The 15,737-nt window shown below is 71.7% G+C and carries 13 protein-coding genes and 1 pseudogene; 8 read left to right on the top strand and 6 right to left on the bottom strand.

Annotation, left to right across the window (positions count from 1 at the left end; translation table 11 throughout):
- Positions 1-6 precede the first annotated feature (6 nt).
- Both TBR22_RS25585 and TBR22_RS25580 read left to right on the top strand, forming a co-directional pair.
- Positions 7-972 (top strand): zinc metalloprotease, encoded by a 966-nt coding sequence (locus tag TBR22_RS25585; protein WP_239490681.1) that lies wholly within the window; start codon positions 7-9, stop codon positions 970-972.
- A gap of 3 nt (positions 973-975) precedes the next feature.
- Positions 976-1,347, top strand: a complete 372-nt coding sequence (locus TBR22_RS25580) for a hypothetical protein (RefSeq protein WP_239490680.1) — start codon at positions 976-978, stop codon at positions 1,345-1,347.
- A gap of 110 nt (positions 1,348-1,457) precedes the next feature.
- Here the strand turns inward: TBR22_RS25580 and TBR22_RS25575 are convergent, their stop codons facing one another.
- Positions 1,458-2,795 (bottom strand): amidohydrolase family protein, encoded by a 1,338-nt coding sequence (locus TBR22_RS25575; RefSeq protein ID WP_239490679.1) that lies wholly within the window; start codon positions 2,793-2,795, stop codon positions 1,458-1,460.
- A 54-nt stretch (positions 2,796-2,849) separates the two neighbouring features.
- Between TBR22_RS25575 and TBR22_RS25570 the strand changes: the two genes are divergently transcribed.
- Positions 2,850-3,941: a HupE/UreJ family protein gene (locus TBR22_RS25570; RefSeq protein WP_239490678.1), complete on the top strand. Its 1,092-nt coding sequence runs from the start codon at positions 2,850-2,852 to the stop codon at positions 3,939-3,941.
- Positions 3,938-5,629, top strand: a complete 1,692-nt coding sequence (locus tag TBR22_RS25565) for a CehA/McbA family metallohydrolase (protein ID WP_239490677.1) — start codon at positions 3,938-3,940, stop codon at positions 5,627-5,629. Before TBR22_RS25570 ends, TBR22_RS25565 begins: the two co-directional genes overlap by 4 nt.
- A 419-nt stretch (positions 5,630-6,048) precedes the next feature.
- Here the strand turns inward: TBR22_RS25565 and TBR22_RS25560 are convergent.
- Positions 6,049-6,519: pseudogene (locus TBR22_RS25560) on the bottom strand (class I SAM-dependent methyltransferase); the annotation flags it as partial.
- 184 nt (positions 6,520-6,703) lie between these two features.
- On the opposite strand from TBR22_RS25560, the gene TBR22_RS25555 reads away from it, so the two are divergent.
- Positions 6,704-7,219, top strand: a complete 516-nt coding sequence (locus TBR22_RS25555) for a hypothetical protein (RefSeq protein WP_239490676.1) — start codon at positions 6,704-6,706, stop codon at positions 7,217-7,219.
- 3 nt (positions 7,220-7,222) lie between these two features.
- On the opposite strand, the gene TBR22_RS25550 is transcribed toward TBR22_RS25555, so the two are convergent.
- Together TBR22_RS25550 and TBR22_RS25545 are read right to left on the bottom strand one after the other, a co-directional pair.
- Complete coding sequence (locus tag TBR22_RS25550) at positions 7,223-8,065, bottom strand: hypothetical protein (protein ID WP_239490675.1); 843 nt, start codon at positions 8,063-8,065, stop codon at positions 7,223-7,225.
- A 178-nt stretch (positions 8,066-8,243) separates the two neighbouring features.
- A complete protein-coding gene (locus tag TBR22_RS25545) occupies positions 8,244-8,522 on the bottom strand; it encodes a PEP-CTERM sorting domain-containing protein (protein WP_239490674.1) in 279 nt (92 codons plus the stop codon).
- Positions 8,523-8,918: 396 nt separating this feature from the next.
- Here TBR22_RS25545 and TBR22_RS25540 point away from each other — a divergent pair, with 396 nt between their 5' ends.
- Positions 8,919-11,624, top strand: a complete 2,706-nt coding sequence (locus TBR22_RS25540; protein ID WP_239490673.1) for a CARDB domain-containing protein — start codon at positions 8,919-8,921, stop codon at positions 11,622-11,624.
- Positions 11,625-11,727: 103 nt separating this feature from the next.
- Here the strand turns inward: TBR22_RS25540 and TBR22_RS25535 are convergent, their stop codons facing one another.
- The gene (locus TBR22_RS25535; RefSeq protein WP_239490672.1) at positions 11,728-12,915 is read right to left on the bottom strand and encodes a VCBS repeat-containing protein; all 1,188 of its coding nucleotides are present in this window, start codon (positions 12,913-12,915) and stop codon (positions 11,728-11,730) included.
- A 223-nt stretch (positions 12,916-13,138) separates the two neighbouring features.
- On the opposite strand from TBR22_RS25535, the gene TBR22_RS25530 reads away from it, so the two are divergent.
- Positions 13,139-13,735: a toxin-antitoxin system HicB family antitoxin gene (locus TBR22_RS25530; protein ID WP_239490671.1), complete on the top strand. Its 597-nt coding sequence runs from the start codon at positions 13,139-13,141 to the stop codon at positions 13,733-13,735.
- The gene (locus tag TBR22_RS25525; RefSeq protein WP_239490670.1) at positions 13,735-14,148 is read left to right on the top strand and encodes a HEPN domain-containing protein; all 414 of its coding nucleotides are present in this window, start codon (positions 13,735-13,737) and stop codon (positions 14,146-14,148) included. Before TBR22_RS25530 ends, TBR22_RS25525 begins: the two co-directional genes overlap by 1 nt.
- A gap of 75 nt (positions 14,149-14,223) precedes the next feature.
- Here the strand turns inward: TBR22_RS25525 and TBR22_RS25520 are convergent, their stop codons facing one another.
- A complete protein-coding gene (locus TBR22_RS25520; protein ID WP_239490669.1) occupies positions 14,224-15,705 on the bottom strand; it encodes a sulfatase-like hydrolase/transferase in 1,482 nt (493 codons plus the stop codon).
- Positions 15,706-15,737 lie beyond the last annotated feature (32 nt).

The following is a 15,737-nucleotide window of genomic DNA, read 5'->3' as shown; positions in this document are numbered from 1 at the left end:
CAGTCCATGAAGCTGCGTGTGGTGTCCTTCCTTTCCGCGGCCGCCGTGTGCGTGTCGACGTTCGCGACGGCACAGCCTGCCGACCAGGCCGCCGAGCAGGCGCGCGTCGCCGCCGAGGCGCGTGAGGCGTTCGAGTCGACGCTGCCGTGGACGTTCCGGGGCGTCACGTACCCCAGCCAGCGGTACTTCGTCGAGAACTTCAAGTGCGGCGCCGAGAAGTTCAAGTCGTCCAACCGGGACGAGGAGGAGTTCCTGCTCGAACTCGCGAAGGGCTCCGGCGGCGCGTCGGCCCTCAGGGGCGGCACGATCAACGTGTACTGGCACGTGATCAACAACGGGACGAGCCTGTCGCAGGGAAACATCCCGGACTCGCAGATCTCGTCGCAGATCGACGTGCTGAACGCGGCGTATGGGGGATACGGGTGGGTGTTCAAGCTGGTGGCGGTCGATCGCACCACCAATGCGTCGTGGTACACCGCGGAGCCGGGCACGACGGCAGAGGACCAGATGAAGGCCGCCCTCCGGCAGGGCACGGCCGACGACCTGAACATCTACTCCAACAACATGGGCGGCGGACTGCTCGGCTGGGCCACGTTTCCGTCGTCGTACGCCAGGAATCCCACCGATGATGGCGTCGTGATCCTGTTCTCGAGCGTCCCCGGCGGGACGGCGGCGCCCTACAACCAGGGCGACACCGGGACGCACGAGGTCGGCCATTGGATGGGCCTGTACCACACGTTCCAGGGCGGCTGCTCCAAGACCAACGACAGCGTGAGCGACACCCCGGCCGAACGCAGCCCGGCCTATGGCTGCCCGGTGGGCCGCGACTCCTGCTCGGGCACCAGGTACCCGGGCCAGGACCCGATCACCAACTTCATGGACTACACCGACGATGCGTGCATGAACACGTTCTCGACGGGCCAGGGCACCCGCATGGAGACGATGTTCACCAACTACCGGCTCGGCAAGTAGGCCATGCGTCATGCGATTCCGGCCCTCGTGCTGCTTGCGACGACGCTCGTCGGCGCACAGGGCCGGCTCGCGCCGCCGCCGTTCGTGACCTGCGACAGGAACGAGCTCACCAGCTACACGGGCCGGGTCACCTCGCTCCGGCGCGAGAAGCAGTCGACCCGGTTGGTGATCGAGACCGACGAGGCGACCACCGAGCGCGTGGTGATCGCGCATCCCGACGGCGACCTGCTGTCGGCCTTCCATCTCCGCGGGCAGCCGTTCACCGAAGCCGACATGGCGCGGCTGATGCCCGGCGGGCGGCTCGTCAAGGACGCCCGCGCGACCGTGTGGGTGTGCACCAGGGGCATGCGGCCGCAAGTCGACTGGAGCTTCTGAGGCTGTTCGCTGGATAACGGCGCGATGGGACATCGCGCCCTACCCTTGGCGAGACGCATCGCGCCCTACCCCTGGCGAGGCGCATCGCGCCCCCTTGGCGGCATCGCGCGCTACCTTTGCCGGTCGACGATGCGGCCGGCCTGCATCACGAGGCGCACGCGGCGCACGGCGCCGATGACCTGCAACGGGTCGCCCTCCACGGCCACCAGGTCGGCGAGCATCCCGCCGGCGATCGTCCCCACGCGATCGCTCATCCCGAGCAGGCGCGCGTTGACGCTCGTCGCGGCGCGGAGCACGGCGGCCGGTGGCATGCCGGCCGCAGCGAGCAGTTCCATCTCCCACGCGTTGTCCCCATGCGCGAACACGCCGGTGTCGCCGCCGACGCAGATCGGCACGCCTGCGGCGATCGCCGCCCGCAGGGCGGCATGCTTCTGCGTCATCCTTGGCGTGGGCGGCTGGCCTGGCGTCCAGCCCGCATGGCGTGCCGTGGCCTCGACGGCGCCGAGCGTCGGGCAGTAGCCCACCTGTCGCTCGGCCATCAGCTTCCAGATCTCGGGCGTGCCGGCGTCGCCGTGCTCGATCGTCGCCACGCCGGCGCGCACCGCGCGCAGCATGCCCTCCGCCGTGGCGGCGTGCGCCGCGACCTTCCTGCCGCTCGAGGCCGCGACCTCGACGAGCGTGCGCAGCTCTGCCTCGCTGAACGTCGGGCGCGCCTCGCCGGACGGCCCCCAGCGGTAGTCCGCATACACCTTGATCCAGTCGGCGCCGTGACCGATCTGCTCGCGTGCCGCGCGCGCCAGGCCCTCCGCGCCGTCTGCCTGCTGCGCACCCTGCGGCACGTCCCATTCACTCGCGTAGCCGGCCGGCCCGTAGCTGCCGGTCGCCACGATCGCCTTCGACGCGATGAGCAGCCGCGGCCCCGGGATGATTCCCTGCTCGATTGCCTGGCGAAGGCCGTGGTCGGCGTAACCCGCCCCCTCGGTGCCGAGGTCGCGCGCCGTGGTGAATCCGGCGCGCAGCGTGTTGCCGGCATGGTTCACCGCGCGCGCCGTCCGCAGGCTCAGCGACTCCTTCAGCACCTGATCGTTCCAGGACGTCTCGTCGTACGGGTGGAGGAACAGGTGCGTGTGTCCCTCGATGAAGCCGGGCAGGAGCGTGGCGCCGGGCAGGTCGATCCGCCGCGTGCCCGTCGGCACGTCGACCCGATCGCGAGGGCCCACGGCCGCGATCCGGTCGCCACGCACGAGCACGACCCATCCGGCGTGTGCCTGATCCTCCGTGCCGGTGAACACACGGTCGGGCGCCAGCAGCACGACCGAGTCCGGCGCCGCCGCAGGCACGCGTTGCGCGGCGGCCTGGCGTGCCAGGAGGGCCAGCACGACGACCAGCACCACGCGCAGCCGCGGCACGACCAGGCCGTGCGCCATCGACGAGGCAGGGAAGCGCATGCGCCGGAGCGTAGCACCCGCGGGCAGTCCACGCACCGCGCTACCATGCGTCGCATGTCGCCGACCGTCCTGCGCGCGTGGGGCGCGCGAGCCCTGCTCGCGTGGCTCGTGCTCCTGCACGCCTCGCCTGCCGTCGGCCACGCGGGCTCCACCGCGTTCTGGCGGGTCGTCCTCGACGCGGCCGGCGGCCACGCCGTGGTGCTCCTGCCGTTCGAGGACGCCGTGCGCCTCGCACCCGGGCTGCCGCGTTCGGCCGGCGAGCTGGGCGTCGACCGGCTCGGCGCGCTCGACGAGGCCGTGAGGAATCACTTCCTCGTCATCGAGGGCGGTGTGCCGGCCGAGGCGCGAGTCCTCGGCGCTCGCATGCTCGCGTCCGGCCTGATCGAGCTTCAGGTCGCGCATCGACTCTCCGGTTCGGGCGCCGTGGTACTGCGATCGACGTTCCACCGCGTCACCGACGACTCGCACGCCGTCGTGACGCGAATCGAGCGGCACGGTCGCGGCGAATCCTTCGTCCTCACGGCCACGGCGAGCGAACGGCTGGTGCGACGTGCCGACGACGCGAGCGCGCCGCCGTCGGGCGTGCTGGCGATGGTGCGCCTCGGCATCGCGCACATCCTCACCGGGTACGATCATCTCGTGTTCCTGGCCTGCCTGCTCGTGCCGAGCGCCTCCTGGCGCGCGCGCGTCGGCCTGGTGTCGGCCTTCACGGCGGCGCACAGCCTCACCCTGGTGCTGGGCGCGATGCGGATCATCACGCCGCCCGCCGGTTTCGTGGAGCCGGCGATTGCGTTGAGCATCGCCTACGTCGCGATCGAGAACCTGCTGGACAGCCACGCGGTGCGCCCGGACGGCCTGCCGCTGCCGTCGAGCAGGCGCTGGCCGGCGGCGTTCGTGTTCGGCCTGGTGCACGGGCTCGGGTTCGCCGGCACGCTCGACGTGATCGGCCTGCCGGCCCGGGCGTGGATCACGGCGGTCCTCGCGTTCAACGCGGGCGTGGAGATCGGCCAGCTCGCGGCGATCGTGCTCGCCGCGCCACTCGTCGTGCTGGCCGCCAGGTCGCGCTGGCACCGCCCCCTCGTGCAGTCCACGTCCGTGCTCGTGCTCGGACTCGCCTTCGTGTGGTTCGTGGAGCGCCTCTCATGACGTCCCTGTCCGGTTCCGCGCACGACTCCGTCCGCGCGCGCGCCCATGCCGTGCTGCCGATCGCCTCGGGAATCGTGCTCGCGGCGCTGTACCTCTACACCGCCGCCGCAGCCACCAACGGAACGCTGCGCGTCACCGTGGTCGAGGCCGGCGCGTCCGCGCCGACGCCCGTGCGCGTGCGCATCACCGACGCCTCCGGCAAGCCGATCAGCAAGGCACCGCTCGGGGCGCTGGCCATGCCCGGCGAGGCGCTCGGCGTGCCTCGTGAGGCGCTCGCGATCATGTGGGGGCACGACGACAGCGCGCAGGGCTACGCCACCCAGCCGGACGGGGCGTTCTACGTGGATGCGCCGTTCGACGTGGCGCTTCCACCGGGCGACTACGTCATCACGCTGACGAAGGGCTACGAGTTCGTGCGGCAGCAGCATCGCCTGACCGTGTCGGCTGGCCGCAGCAGGAAGGAACGCTACGAGCTGCGCCGGTGGATCGACATGCCAGGGCGCGGCTGGTACTCGTCCGACGATCACATCCACCTGCGCCGCTCGCCCCGCGAGAACCCGCTGGTGCAGCGGTGGCTTGCCGCCGAGGACATCCACGTCGGCAACCTGCTGCAGATGGGCGACTTCCACACCAACTACTTCACCCAGTACGCGTTCGGCGCCGAGGGACGTTACCAGGAGGGCGGGCGGCTGATCTCACCGGGACAGGAAGACCCGCGGACACCCGAGATCGGGCACACCATCTCGCTCGGCGCCGCCGAGCGCGTGCGCGTGCGTCCCGTCGATGCCTACTACGGCTACGACCGCACGTTCGACCGCGTCCACGCGCTGGGCGGCATCACCGGCTACGCGCACCAGGCGATCACGTTCCACGGCTACCGCGGCATGACGCTCGACGCGCTGCAGCGCAAGATCGACTTCCTCGAGCTCCTGCAGTTCTGCGCGCCCGCCGGCCCGCTCATCACGACGCACTACTACCATTTCCTGGACCTCGGGTTCCCGATCACCGCGCTCGCCGGCTCCGACTTCCCGTGGTGCGGCCGCAACAAGGCGTTCGGGGCCGAGGAGGACGAAGGCCCGCACATCGGCGACGCCCGCTTCTACACGCACGTCGACGGGCCGCTGACCTTCGAGACCTGGATGCGCGGGGTCAAGGCCGGGCGCACGTTCGTGACGACAGGCCCGATGCTCGACCTGCGCGTGGACGACGCGTGGCCGGGCACGACGCTCGAGCGCAAGGACGGCGACACGCTGCGCATCGTCGTCGAGGCGCGCGGGCACGCCGTCGACGTGCCGCTGCGCGACCTCGAGCTTGTCGTGCACGGTCAGGTCGTGAAGGCCGTGTCGGCCGGCGAGCCCGGGCAGTCGGCCGAGCGCCTGCGCCTCACGCACGACCTGCGGGTCGGCGCGCACGGACTGTGGGTGGCCGCGCGCGCCAGGGGTGGTCCGACGCAGGTCGCGCACACGACGCCGGTCTACGTCCGCGCCAACGGCCAGGGGTTCGCCAACCCCGCGACCAGGGGCAGGTACCTCGAACTGTCCGAGCAGTACCTGCGCGAGATCGAGGCCGCGCTGGACCAGCCGGGCACGGCGGTCAACGAACAGATGTCGAGGTATCGCGCCGGCATGGAGCGGCGCGTCGCCGAGACGCGGGCGATCCTCGCGCAACTCGCCACCGCATCACGATAGGTCCCGCCTCGCGCTCGTCGTCGGTCTCGGTCAGGGGCGCTCTGCCGACCCGCGGAAGGACACCAGCGCCATCGCCGGACCGTGCGGGTGCGTGGGCTCTTCGAGCCGACCTCGACGCGGTCGTGGCCGAAGTGGCGCAGGGCGCCGACGATGTCGTCGCGCGTCATCCAGCGCGGGTGGGTCTCGCCGCTGCCGCAGAAGCCGGGCGTGAAGCGGGCCGCCTGGTACCAGTGTGGGTGCAGCGTGTGCGTGAAGCCCTCGACGGTGCGCACTTCCGGCGCCCGGAACCGCGCCGCCACTTCCGGCCGCTTCGCCACGAAGGCGGCATCGTGGTGGTGGGTCCAGATGAACAGTCGTTCGCAGGCGCGCGCGAGCCGCGCCAGCAGCTCGACCGGTTCGTGCATGTGGTACAGCACGCCGGAGGCGACGCCGACGTCGAAGCGTGCCTCCGGCGACTCGCGGAGGAAGGCCACGAAGTCGCCCAGCAGGAAGCGGGCGCGCGTCGTCCCCACCACTTCCTTCATGACGAGGCACTTCAGGTAGGCGCGCCGGTTGGCCTCGATTGCCGTGATGCGCGCGGCGCCCTGCTGCTCGAGCAGCCACGTGTGCCCGCCCTCGAGCGGTCCGAGTTCGAGCACGTGGGCACCCTGCACGCCCCCGAGGCGCTCGAGGCCCCACCGCAGGCGAGAGTCCTCGAAGAGCGGGATGCGCCCTGCCGTGAGGCCCGACAGCGGCTCCGGCAGGCGCGAGGCCCATTCACCGGCGTAGAGGTCGAGCGCGCGCTGTGGGGAGGGGGCGCCCGTCTCGTACTCGTCGGTGACCGGGCGGCGGCGCAGGCGCGCCACCTGCACCTTGGCCAGGCCGCCGAGTCGATGGAGGAGGGGGTGCATCGGCGGCCATTCTACGGCCACGCGTGATCCGGGCCGGCCTGCCGTCAGGCCAGGCGCAATCCGGGCAGGTCGCGGAAGTCGGCAGGATTGAGCGTCCACAGGGCCGCGTCGTCGACGAGCGCGCACGCCGCCACGGCGATGTCGACCTCGCGTCCTTACACATCGGCTGGGCTAGACTTCGGACGTGCCCGTCGCGACCACCTTCCTGACCCTCGCGTTGGCGCTGGCGTTGGCCGACGGCGCGCGCTTCCCGACCGTCACCAGCAAGAACCTCGAGGGTCGCCCGATGACGCTGCCCAGGGACTTCGCCGGCACGCGCAACGTCGTCTTCGTCGCGTTCAAGCGGGAGCAGCAGGCGCAGGTCGACAGCTGGGTGCCGTTCGTCAAGGGCACGGTCGGCCGCATCCCCGACACGGAGTACTACGAGGTGCCGACCATCGGGCCGTTGATCCGCCTGTTGCAGTGGACGATCAACCGTGGCATGCGTGGTGGCATCCCCGACGTCAAGGCGCGCGAGCGCACGGTGACGCTGTACCTCGACAAGGCGCCCTTCAAGACGTCGCTCGGCATCACCACCGAGGACACGATCCACGTGTTCGTCGTCGAGCGCGCGGGACAGGTGTTGTGGCGCGAGACCGGCGCGTTCACCGAGGCGAAGGGCGCCTCGCTGGCCGCGGCCCTGGCGCAGCCGCGGCCCTGAGGGTCAGGGCGCCGGCAGCCGGCAGCGGAGGCGCAGCAGTCGGCCGTCGCCGCCGATGCGCCCCTCGCTCGACAGGTAGATGGCGTCACCGCGCATGGCCACGCCCTCGCCCTGCGGCTCCCGGAGACCCAGCAGCGGGATCGTCAGGTAGGGCGCCAGGCGTCCGGCAACGACGTCGGCCGCGCGATGCAGGGTGGCCACGTCGGGAGTGCGCACGATCACGGTCCGTCCGTCGGTGGAGGCCTCGGCATCGGTCACCACCTCGAGTCCCAGGTCACCCACCCGCTGCATCGTGATGGCGCCGCCGCCGGCCGGCAGGGGGCCCGTGCGATAGACCGTGCCGCGGCGGTCCTTGGTGACCAGGAAGGCCTCCTCGCCGAGGACGAACAGGCCCTCGGCGTTGTGCGGCCCGTCGGGGTAGGTGAGGACGAACGTCTCCAGGGCGGCGGTGTGCGTGGTGCCCGCGCCCGGCTCCGGCAGGCGGTGCAGCACCACGCGCGGGCGTCGACGGGCGTTGTCGCCGATGTCGGCCACGTACAGGCAGTCACCCGCCGCGCAGCGGCCCGCCGACACGTCCTCGAAGTCGCGCGTCTCGACGGGCACGCGCACCCGCCCGACCTCGCGGCCCGCTTCGTCGAGCGCGAACAGGTCGGTGGCGTGTCCCGAGTCGTTGTGGGTCCAGATCACCGGCTGGCGCCGGCCGACGGCCAGGCCGCTCGTCTCGGAGACGTCGGGCAGGGAGGCCGGCCCCATCGCCACGTCGCACGGGCCCGCACTGGCCTGCGGCGCCCTCATCCAGGCGACCAGCGACACGCCGGCCAGGACCGTGCCCAGCAGCGCCGGCACCACGACCCTTCCTCGTCGCCAGGCACCTGGCCGCGTCGCCATGTCGCGACGGTAACAGATGGAACGCCGAACGCCGAACGCCGAACGCGGGATGCCCGGCGTCCAGCGCCGAGGCCCGGACGCCGACGTTCACGACGCCCGGCCCTCGGAGTGTGGTGACGCGCGATCCGCTTTCGCGTCAGTGGCGCCAGGCTGCGGGACGGCGTGGTCGCCGCCATGCGCCGAGCCCGGCCGCGAGCAGGAGGAGCGCCGACGGTTCCGGCACGGCGGGCACGTAGGCGTGATTGTCGGTCTCGAACGGGTAATCGGTCGACGACAGGACGACGCGGGTGAAGCGCTCGCCCTGACCTGCGACCACGGTGACGTAGCCCGCGCCGGGATGCCCGAAGCCGACGAGCGGCCCCACATCGGATCCCGTCGCGGTAAAGACCGGCGATGCGCCGTCGAACAGCGTCATCGTGTTGCCGCGGTCGGGGCTGCCCCAGTACAGGCCGAACGCCCGGATCGGCGTGGCGAAGTCGATGGTGAGCGGCGCGCCGATCAGCGCGCGTGCGCCGCGCGTCGTGTCGTCGCGCAGGTCGCCGTTGCCCGGGCAGGCGCAACTGAAGATGTCGGCCTGGTATAGCGATCGCCTGTGTGGATGGCGTCGTGTCTCGGTCAGGACCCGGTCAGGTTTCGGTTCCGCTCGAGCACGAGGATGCGGAAACGCGTAAGCAACTGCCGGAATTCCGGCAGGCGGGCGTCGCGATCATCTCATCGAGCGCTCATCTGCGACGCGTAGATTGCAGGGACGGCTTTCGGACGAGATCTCCGGCGCGGTGCGTCGGCTTGTGCGAGGGCGGAGGTTTCTCGCATGCGTACGCTCACACGGTTCGTCGCCTCGGCACTGCTCTCCCTCGCGGCCTCCGTCGCCGGCGCACAGACGGTGATCGGCGACCTGAACAACTTCGACACGATCAACGACACCGGCGGCGTCTGCCACGGGTTCGAGATCGAGATCCACGACATCCGCAGCACCGACATCACGTACACGTTCGACTGGAACCACTACGGCGCGCCGAGGATCCGCGAGGACAACAGCGATCCGGCCCACCCGAAGGTCTTCGTCCGCTACGAGAGCACGAAGAACCCCGACGGCAGCTGGGGCGCCAACGGCAGCTTCACCAATCCCGCCATCCCGACCCTCACGCCTCCGAGTGGTCACACCTGCACCGACACGTCGGTCAACGAAGGCTGCGAGCACTTCGGCCTCGGCTACTACGGCACGCCGACCACCGTGAAGTACCGGTGGCTGGTCGACGACCACGCGGGCGGCCTGGCGTACGCCGGCGCCCCGGTGGGCGTCGCGACGCCCTCCTGGAGCTACGCGCCGCCGGTCGACAACAAGCCCGCGGCAGTCGTGGCCGTCATCCCCGCGCCGCCCGTCCCGGCGGCCAACAACAAGGCCTGGGGCGAGCCCGTCTGGGTGAAGGTCATCAAGACCAAGACGCACAGGGCGAACCCGGTGGCGCTGGCCGACCTGGTGTCGGCCGACAAGGACGGCGACGGCAAGGCCGAGTGGCAGAACCAGGAACCCGACGAGGTCGAGAGCGAGTGGAAGCTGCTGCAGACCAGCCCTGGCGGCGGCAAGAACGACGCGCTCGAAGGCCTGCCCGACGACATGGGCGACGGCGCCGAGCAGGTGACGCGCCGTTACGAGTTCTACAAGTACGCGGCCGGCCTCGACACCCTGGACGGCGAGACCGGCGAGGCGATGTGTTCGGACGCGAACCCGGCGAGCGACCCGGCCGACCCGAACTACCGCCACGGGATCGGCACCGCCGTCCAGGTCACCGACGCCAACGGCGACCCGTACTTCGTCAACTGTGAGGAACGCGTCGTCGTCGGCGAGTACATCGGCGCGCAGATGGCCGGGTTCGCGGCCGAGGCGCCGCTGGGCCTCGTGGATCACCTGCAGGACGGCGACACGACGGAGCCTTACCTGCCGCGCACCGTCGTGGTCGGCGGGACGGCGCCGTACACCATCACGCTCTCTGGTGATCCGCTGCCGCAGGGACTGTCGCTCGGCACGTACGTCGACCCGCAGACGGGACTCGAGCGGCCAGGCGTCCTGTCCGGCTCGCCGACCCAGGGCGGCACGTTCGACATCACCGTCGACGTGACCGACGCGCTCGGGGCAGCGGTGTCGCGCACGTACTCGTTGTACGTCGCTGGCGCGGCGCCCACGACCGCGCGGCTCACGGTGCAGAAGGCGGGCGCCGGGAGCGGCCGCGTCACCGGCAGCGGCATCGACTGCGGCGCCACCTGCCAGGCCGACGTGGCCGAGGCGAGTGCGGTCACGCTGGTGGCCCTCCCCGACCCCGGAAGCGTGTTCACCGGCTGGAGCGGTGCCTGTACCGGCACGGTCGACTGCGCGCTGACGATGAACGGCGCGCAGGACGTGACGGCCACCTTCGCCGTGAGCGGCGTCGACCTGCGCGTCAGCGCCGCGAGCGCGCCGCCAGCCCTCGTCTCGCCCGGCAGCACGTACCTGGTGACCGACACCACCACGAACGCCGGCGCCTCGGCTGCAGCGGCGTCCACGACGCGCTTCTACCTGTCGGCCGACACGACGCTCGGCAAGGGCGACGTGCGCCTCGGCGGCCAGCGGGCCGTGGCGTACCTGACGAGCGGCGAGGCGTCCACTGGCCCGACGACGGTCACCGTGCCGTCGGCGATGGCGGTGGGAACCTACTGGCAGCTGGCGTGCGCCGACGACGCGCGAGTCGTCGGCGAGAGCAACGAAGGCAACAACTGCACCGCGTCGCCGACGCCGGTGGAGGTGCGGTTGGCCGACCTGCGCGTCACCGTCGTCGGTGAGCCGCCGTCGGCCATCGCGCCGGGGATGAAGTTCACCGCGAGCGACACGACCCAGAACGTCGCGACGGTCACGTCCGGAGCGTCGGTCACCCGCTACTACCTGTCGACCGATGGCGTGAAGGACGCCGCCGACCTCCTGCTCGCCGGTTCACGCAGCGTCGCGGCCCTCGCCCCCGATCAGGCGTCCACGGGCTCCCGGTCGGTCACCGTCCCGGCGACGACGCCGGTCGGCACGTACCGGCTGATCGCCTGCGCGGACGCCCAGGGCAAGGTCCCCGAGGCCAACGAGGCCAACAACTGCGCCGTCTCTGCCGGCACCGTTCTGGTGGACCGTCCCGATCTCGTGGTCTCGCAGGTGGGACCCGTCGCCACAACGATCAGGCTCGGGCAGAAGATGACGCTGGCCGACACGGTCACCAACCAGGGTCAGGGACCTGCAGCGGCGTCCACGACCCGCTACTACCTCTCGCTCGACGCGACGTGGTCCGCCTACGACGTGCTCCTGTCGGGCACCCGTTCGGTGGTGGCGCTCGCGCCCGGCGCGTCGTCGGCCGGCAGCAAGGTCGTCACCGTGCCGCTCGCGGCCGTCCCGGGCACCTACTTCGTCCTCGCTTGTGCTGACGACGTCAAGAAGGTGAGCGAGCAGGACGAGTCGAACAACTGCACGGCGTCGGGCGGCACGGTCGTCGTCAACCCGTGAGCGTTCGCTGACGCGAGTGGTCGAGGGGGTGTCCCGCCGGTGCAGTCGTCGCCGGGACGCCCCCCGGTCACGGCCGGCCGGGCGTGCGTCCCCCAGGCGTGGCTCAGCGGCCGGACGACCCGGGCCGGTTCTCGTACCACTTGAGGTTCGCCGTGGCGGTGCCGACGCACACGACGTCGACGCGTCCGTCGCCGTTGAGGTCGGCCATGGCGCACCCGGCGGCCGCCATGCCGCGGTCGTCGAGCAACTGCCGCGTCCAAGCGTTACCCCGTCCGGACGAGGCGCGATACAGGTAGACGCTGCGCCGTCCCTGGCGCTCGCCCACGAGCAGCTCGTCGCGCCCGTCGCCGTCGACGTCGCCGGCGACCATCGTGTGGCCGTCCTTCACGCTGTCGTCGACGACCGTGCGCGCCCATGTCGCTCCGCGCCGGCGGTAGACGACCACCTGGTTGCCGTGCCAGGGCTCGATGGTGCCGACCACGTCCTCGCCGCCGAGGCGCGCCACGACCACCTCGCTGGCGCCGCTCTTCGGCCAGGGCGCCGGGTCGCCGGCCGCGAGACGCGTGCGCATCCATTGGCCGCCCGCGACGCGCCTCGCGTGGACGCCGAGGAAGCCGGCCGTCAGCAGCGACTCCCGATCGTCGCCGCTGAAGGTGACCGGCGTGATGCCGTGCACCACGCCCTGCTCCTCCTCGTCGATCACCTCGCGTGCCCAGTTGCCGGGGTGATACATCACGAGCGGCATCCGGCCCCGGTACTCCGGCGCGACGGCGCCCGGGCCGATGAGCGGAGCGTTCACGAGCACCTTCCGTCCCGTGCCGTCGAGATCGGCAAAGCGCAGCCGGTGCGCCGTCGGCACGCGGTCGATCTCGCGGGCCGTCCACGGCGCGCGCGGGTCGTCGCCGTGCGTGAGAATCGAGACGATGCCCGGGCTGCTCGCGTACGCCATCGCGAAGCCGTGGGCCAGGGCGATCTCCGGGATGCCGTCGCCATCGACGTCCGACGCCGCGGCGTTGATCGGGTCGCTGACACCGGCGACCAGCACGTGCGGCGTCCATTCGGGGTTCTCGTACCACTGCACGCGCGTGCTGCCGCTGTCGACGACGACGATGTCGGGCCTGGCATCGCGATTGAGGTCGGCGACCACCACCTGGTAGCCCTCGGACAGGCCGGTCGCAATCGTGTGCGCGGTGAAGGCGGGCGCCGGCGCCTGCGCCCGCGTCACCGCTCCGAGGGCGGCCGCGACAAACGCGAGGGTTGCGACGAGTGGTCGCGCAGCGGGGGCAGTCACGGTGGCGTGACTGTACAGGGACAGGCGTCCCGACGCCACGCATTCCGGCGGTGGGCGGGTGCCGCAGCGACGCGCCCACCAGCGGCGTGAGCGCCGACACCCTCGCGCGGTCGGCTGCGCCATCGGGCGGGGGGCGACGGCCCTGCCGTCCAGCCGGACACGGCTGCACATGCCGCGGACCCTGGTGATATCACTACAGTTGTTCGAGTGATACCATCGCAGCGTGGCTCGCCGCCCGCCCACCCGCGCCGGAGAGGGCTCCACCCGCCACGGCCCCGTGCCGTTCCTGCTGCGGTTGCCGGCGGACCTCCATCGCCGGCTCGCGGTACAGGCCGCAGCCGAGGACGCGTCGCTGAACGAGTACTGCGTGCAGCGGCTCGCCGGGCCTGACGTCATGGCGACGCACCGACGGTCGATTGCCGCGGTCCTGGCGACCGCCGCGGTGGTTGCGGGCACGCACCTCGTCGGGGTCATCGCGCACGGGTCATGGGTGCGTGGCGAGGCCCGTGACTCGTCCGACGTCGACGTGATGGTCGTGGTCGCCCGATCGCTCCCGCTGACGCGCGACCTGTATCGGGAATGGGATGCCTCGTCGCCCGCATGGGACGGCCGACCGGTGGATGCGCACTTCGTCCACCTGCCCGATGCCGCGCGCGGCCCCGGCAGCCTCTGGTGCGAGCTCGCCGTCGAGGGCGTCGTGCTCGACGACCGGTCCGGCGCCGTGTCGGCGACGCTGATCGAGGTCCGGCGGGCCATCGCGCAGGGGCGCTTCGTCCGCAAGACCGCGCATGGGCAGCCGTACTGGACGGAGGCCGCCTGATGCAGAACCGGGACCTCGCGGCCGACCACCTCCGCCGCGCCGCCGCGCGTCTGCTCGCCGTGGACACGCTCTTCAAGGCAGAGAGCTGGGCCGACGTGGTCCGTGAATCGCAGGAGATCGTCGAGCTGGCGTTGAAGGGCCTCCTGCGCGCCAGCGGCGTGGAGCCGCCTCGCATCCACGACGTCGCCGACGTGCTCATGGCGGAGCAGGCGCGGCTGCCTGCCGATGTGGTGCCGGCCGTGGCCCGACTCGCCGAGATCTCGCGCGGGCTGCGGCGGGACCGGGAGCTCGCGTTCTACGGCGCCGAGGACCTCACGCCGTCCGACTTCTACAAGAAGGCCGACGCCATCGCGGCCCGCGCCAGCGCGCGCTTCGTCGTCGAGACGGCCCGCCCCCACGTCACGGTGCGCTGACGCGCTCTGCGGTCTCGGGTGGCACGGAGGCCTGAATCACGGCCCCCGCCTCCCGGCCCCCGATCCCCAATCCAGTCACCCCCCGAAATACTTCTTCACGATCCATTCGGGCTGCCACTGGTCCGGCGTGCGCGGCGCGCCGGTGAGATCGAGGGCCGGTGGCCTGACGTTGGTCGTGGGAATCGGCACGGTGTCGCCCATCCTCGCCTGCCACGCGGCCATCAGCGCCCGCAGGCGCGCGATCTCGCCCGCCCTCGCCGGCTGCGTGGCAAGGTCGGTGATCTCGTGTGGATCGGACTGCAGGTCGAACAACTGCAGGTGTCCGAGCGCCGGGTAGGCGATCAGCTTCCACCGGGCGTCGCGAACGGCGCGCTGGGTCTTCGTGTACACCGTGAAGAGCGAGTCCCGAGGCGTGCCGCGGTCCTGCCACACCGGCTGCAGCGAGGCGCCGTCGAGACCAACAGGCGCGGCCACGCCGGCCAGCGACGCCAGCGTCGGGTACAGGTCGTGGAGGTAGGTCAGCGCCCGGCTCTGGCCGCCGGCCGGAATGCCGGGGCCGACGATGATCATGGGCACGCGCGTGCTGTGTTCGAAGACGCTCTGCTTGCCGAGCAGCCCGTGGCTGCCGAGCGCGAGGCCGTTGTCGGCGGCGAAGACGACGATGGTGTCGCGGGCGCGGCCGGTGGCCTCGAGCGCGTCGAGCACGCGGCGGATCTGGCCGTCGAGGTGCGTGACCATGCCGTAGTACTCGGCGATCTGCTCGCGGATCATCCGCTCGGGTCGCGGCCAGGGTGCGAGGTTCTCGTCGCGCATCTGGCCCTTCTCGCCACGCACCCCGCCGTTGTCGAACGGGAACTGGGGCAGGAAGTCCGGCGGCAGCGGCGGCAGCGCGTCGTAGTAGCGCTGCGCGAACGGCGCCGGCGGCTGCCGCGGGTCGTGGGGCGCGGTGAACGCCACGTACGCGAAGAACGGCGCCGGGTCCTTGTAGGACCGCAGGAAGTCGATGACCGAGTCGGCGAACAGCTCGCTCGAGAACGTCGTCGCGACCCGCACCGGGGTGAGGCGGCCGTCGGCGCCGAGGTCCTTGACCGGCACCTTCGTGTGGTCCGACATCCCGCCGAACATCACGGTGCGCCCGCGCTGGAAGGCACGCAGCCACGAGGCCTCGCCGTTGTGCCATTTGCCGGTGCCGAAGGTCGCGTACCCGGCCTTGCCGAGCACTTCCGGCAACAAGGGGGCGTCGCCCATCGTCGACGTCTGCACGTGGAAGAGCGTGCGCCCGGTCATCAGCATGGCGCGGCTGGCCACGCACACGGCGCCGCTGTCGCCCCCGAACACGTGGGCCTCGCGGAAGCTGAAGCCGCGACGGGCGAGGTCGTCGAGCGTCGGCGTGTGGATGCGCGGATTGCCGTGCGCGGCGATCGTGTCGGCGCGCATGTCGTCGGCGAACAGGAACAGGATGTTCGGCCGCCTGGCCGCCGGCTGCGCCGAGAGCACGACGCCGAGCCCGGCCACGACGAGCGCCACCAGGCTGGCGCAGGCCTTGAGAGGCTGCATCCGCGGAGTGTAGAACAGGCTTACGGCTCAGG

Source organism: Luteitalea sp. TBR-22 (assembly GCF_016865485.1).
Taxonomy (GTDB): Bacteria; Acidobacteriota; Vicinamibacteria; order Vicinamibacterales; family Vicinamibacteraceae; genus Luteitalea.
Note: the sequence above shows the minus strand (reverse complement) of the source record. Positions and strands in the feature narration are given on the sequence as shown.

Bases quoted from the DNA above. Each gene is read 5' to 3' on its own strand.
- TBR22_RS25585 (WP_239490681.1), top strand. From the start codon at position 7: ATGAAGCTGCGTGTGGTGTCCTTCCTTTCCGCGGCCGCCGTGTGCGTG.
- TBR22_RS25580 (WP_239490680.1), top strand. From the start codon at position 976: ATGCGTCATGCGATTCCGGCCCTCGTGCTGCTTGCGACGACGCTCGTC.
- TBR22_RS25575 (WP_239490679.1), bottom strand. From the start codon at position 2,795: ATGCGCTTCCCTGCCTCGTCGATGGCGCACGGCCTGGTCGTGCCGCGG.
- TBR22_RS25570 (WP_239490678.1), top strand. From the start codon at position 2,850: ATGTCGCCGACCGTCCTGCGCGCGTGGGGCGCGCGAGCCCTGCTCGCG.
- TBR22_RS25565 (WP_239490677.1), top strand. From the start codon at position 3,938: ATGACGTCCCTGTCCGGTTCCGCGCACGACTCCGTCCGCGCGCGCGCC.
- TBR22_RS25545 (WP_239490674.1), bottom strand. From the start codon at position 8,522: ATGACGCTGTTCGACGGCGCATCGCCGGTCTTTACCGCGACGGGATCC.
- TBR22_RS25540 (WP_239490673.1), top strand. From the start codon at position 8,919: ATGCGTACGCTCACACGGTTCGTCGCCTCGGCACTGCTCTCCCTCGCG.
- TBR22_RS25525 (WP_239490670.1), top strand. From the start codon at position 13,735: ATGCAGAACCGGGACCTCGCGGCCGACCACCTCCGCCGCGCCGCCGCG.
- TBR22_RS25520 (WP_239490669.1), bottom strand. From the start codon at position 15,705: ATGCAGCCTCTCAAGGCCTGCGCCAGCCTGGTGGCGCTCGTCGTGGCC.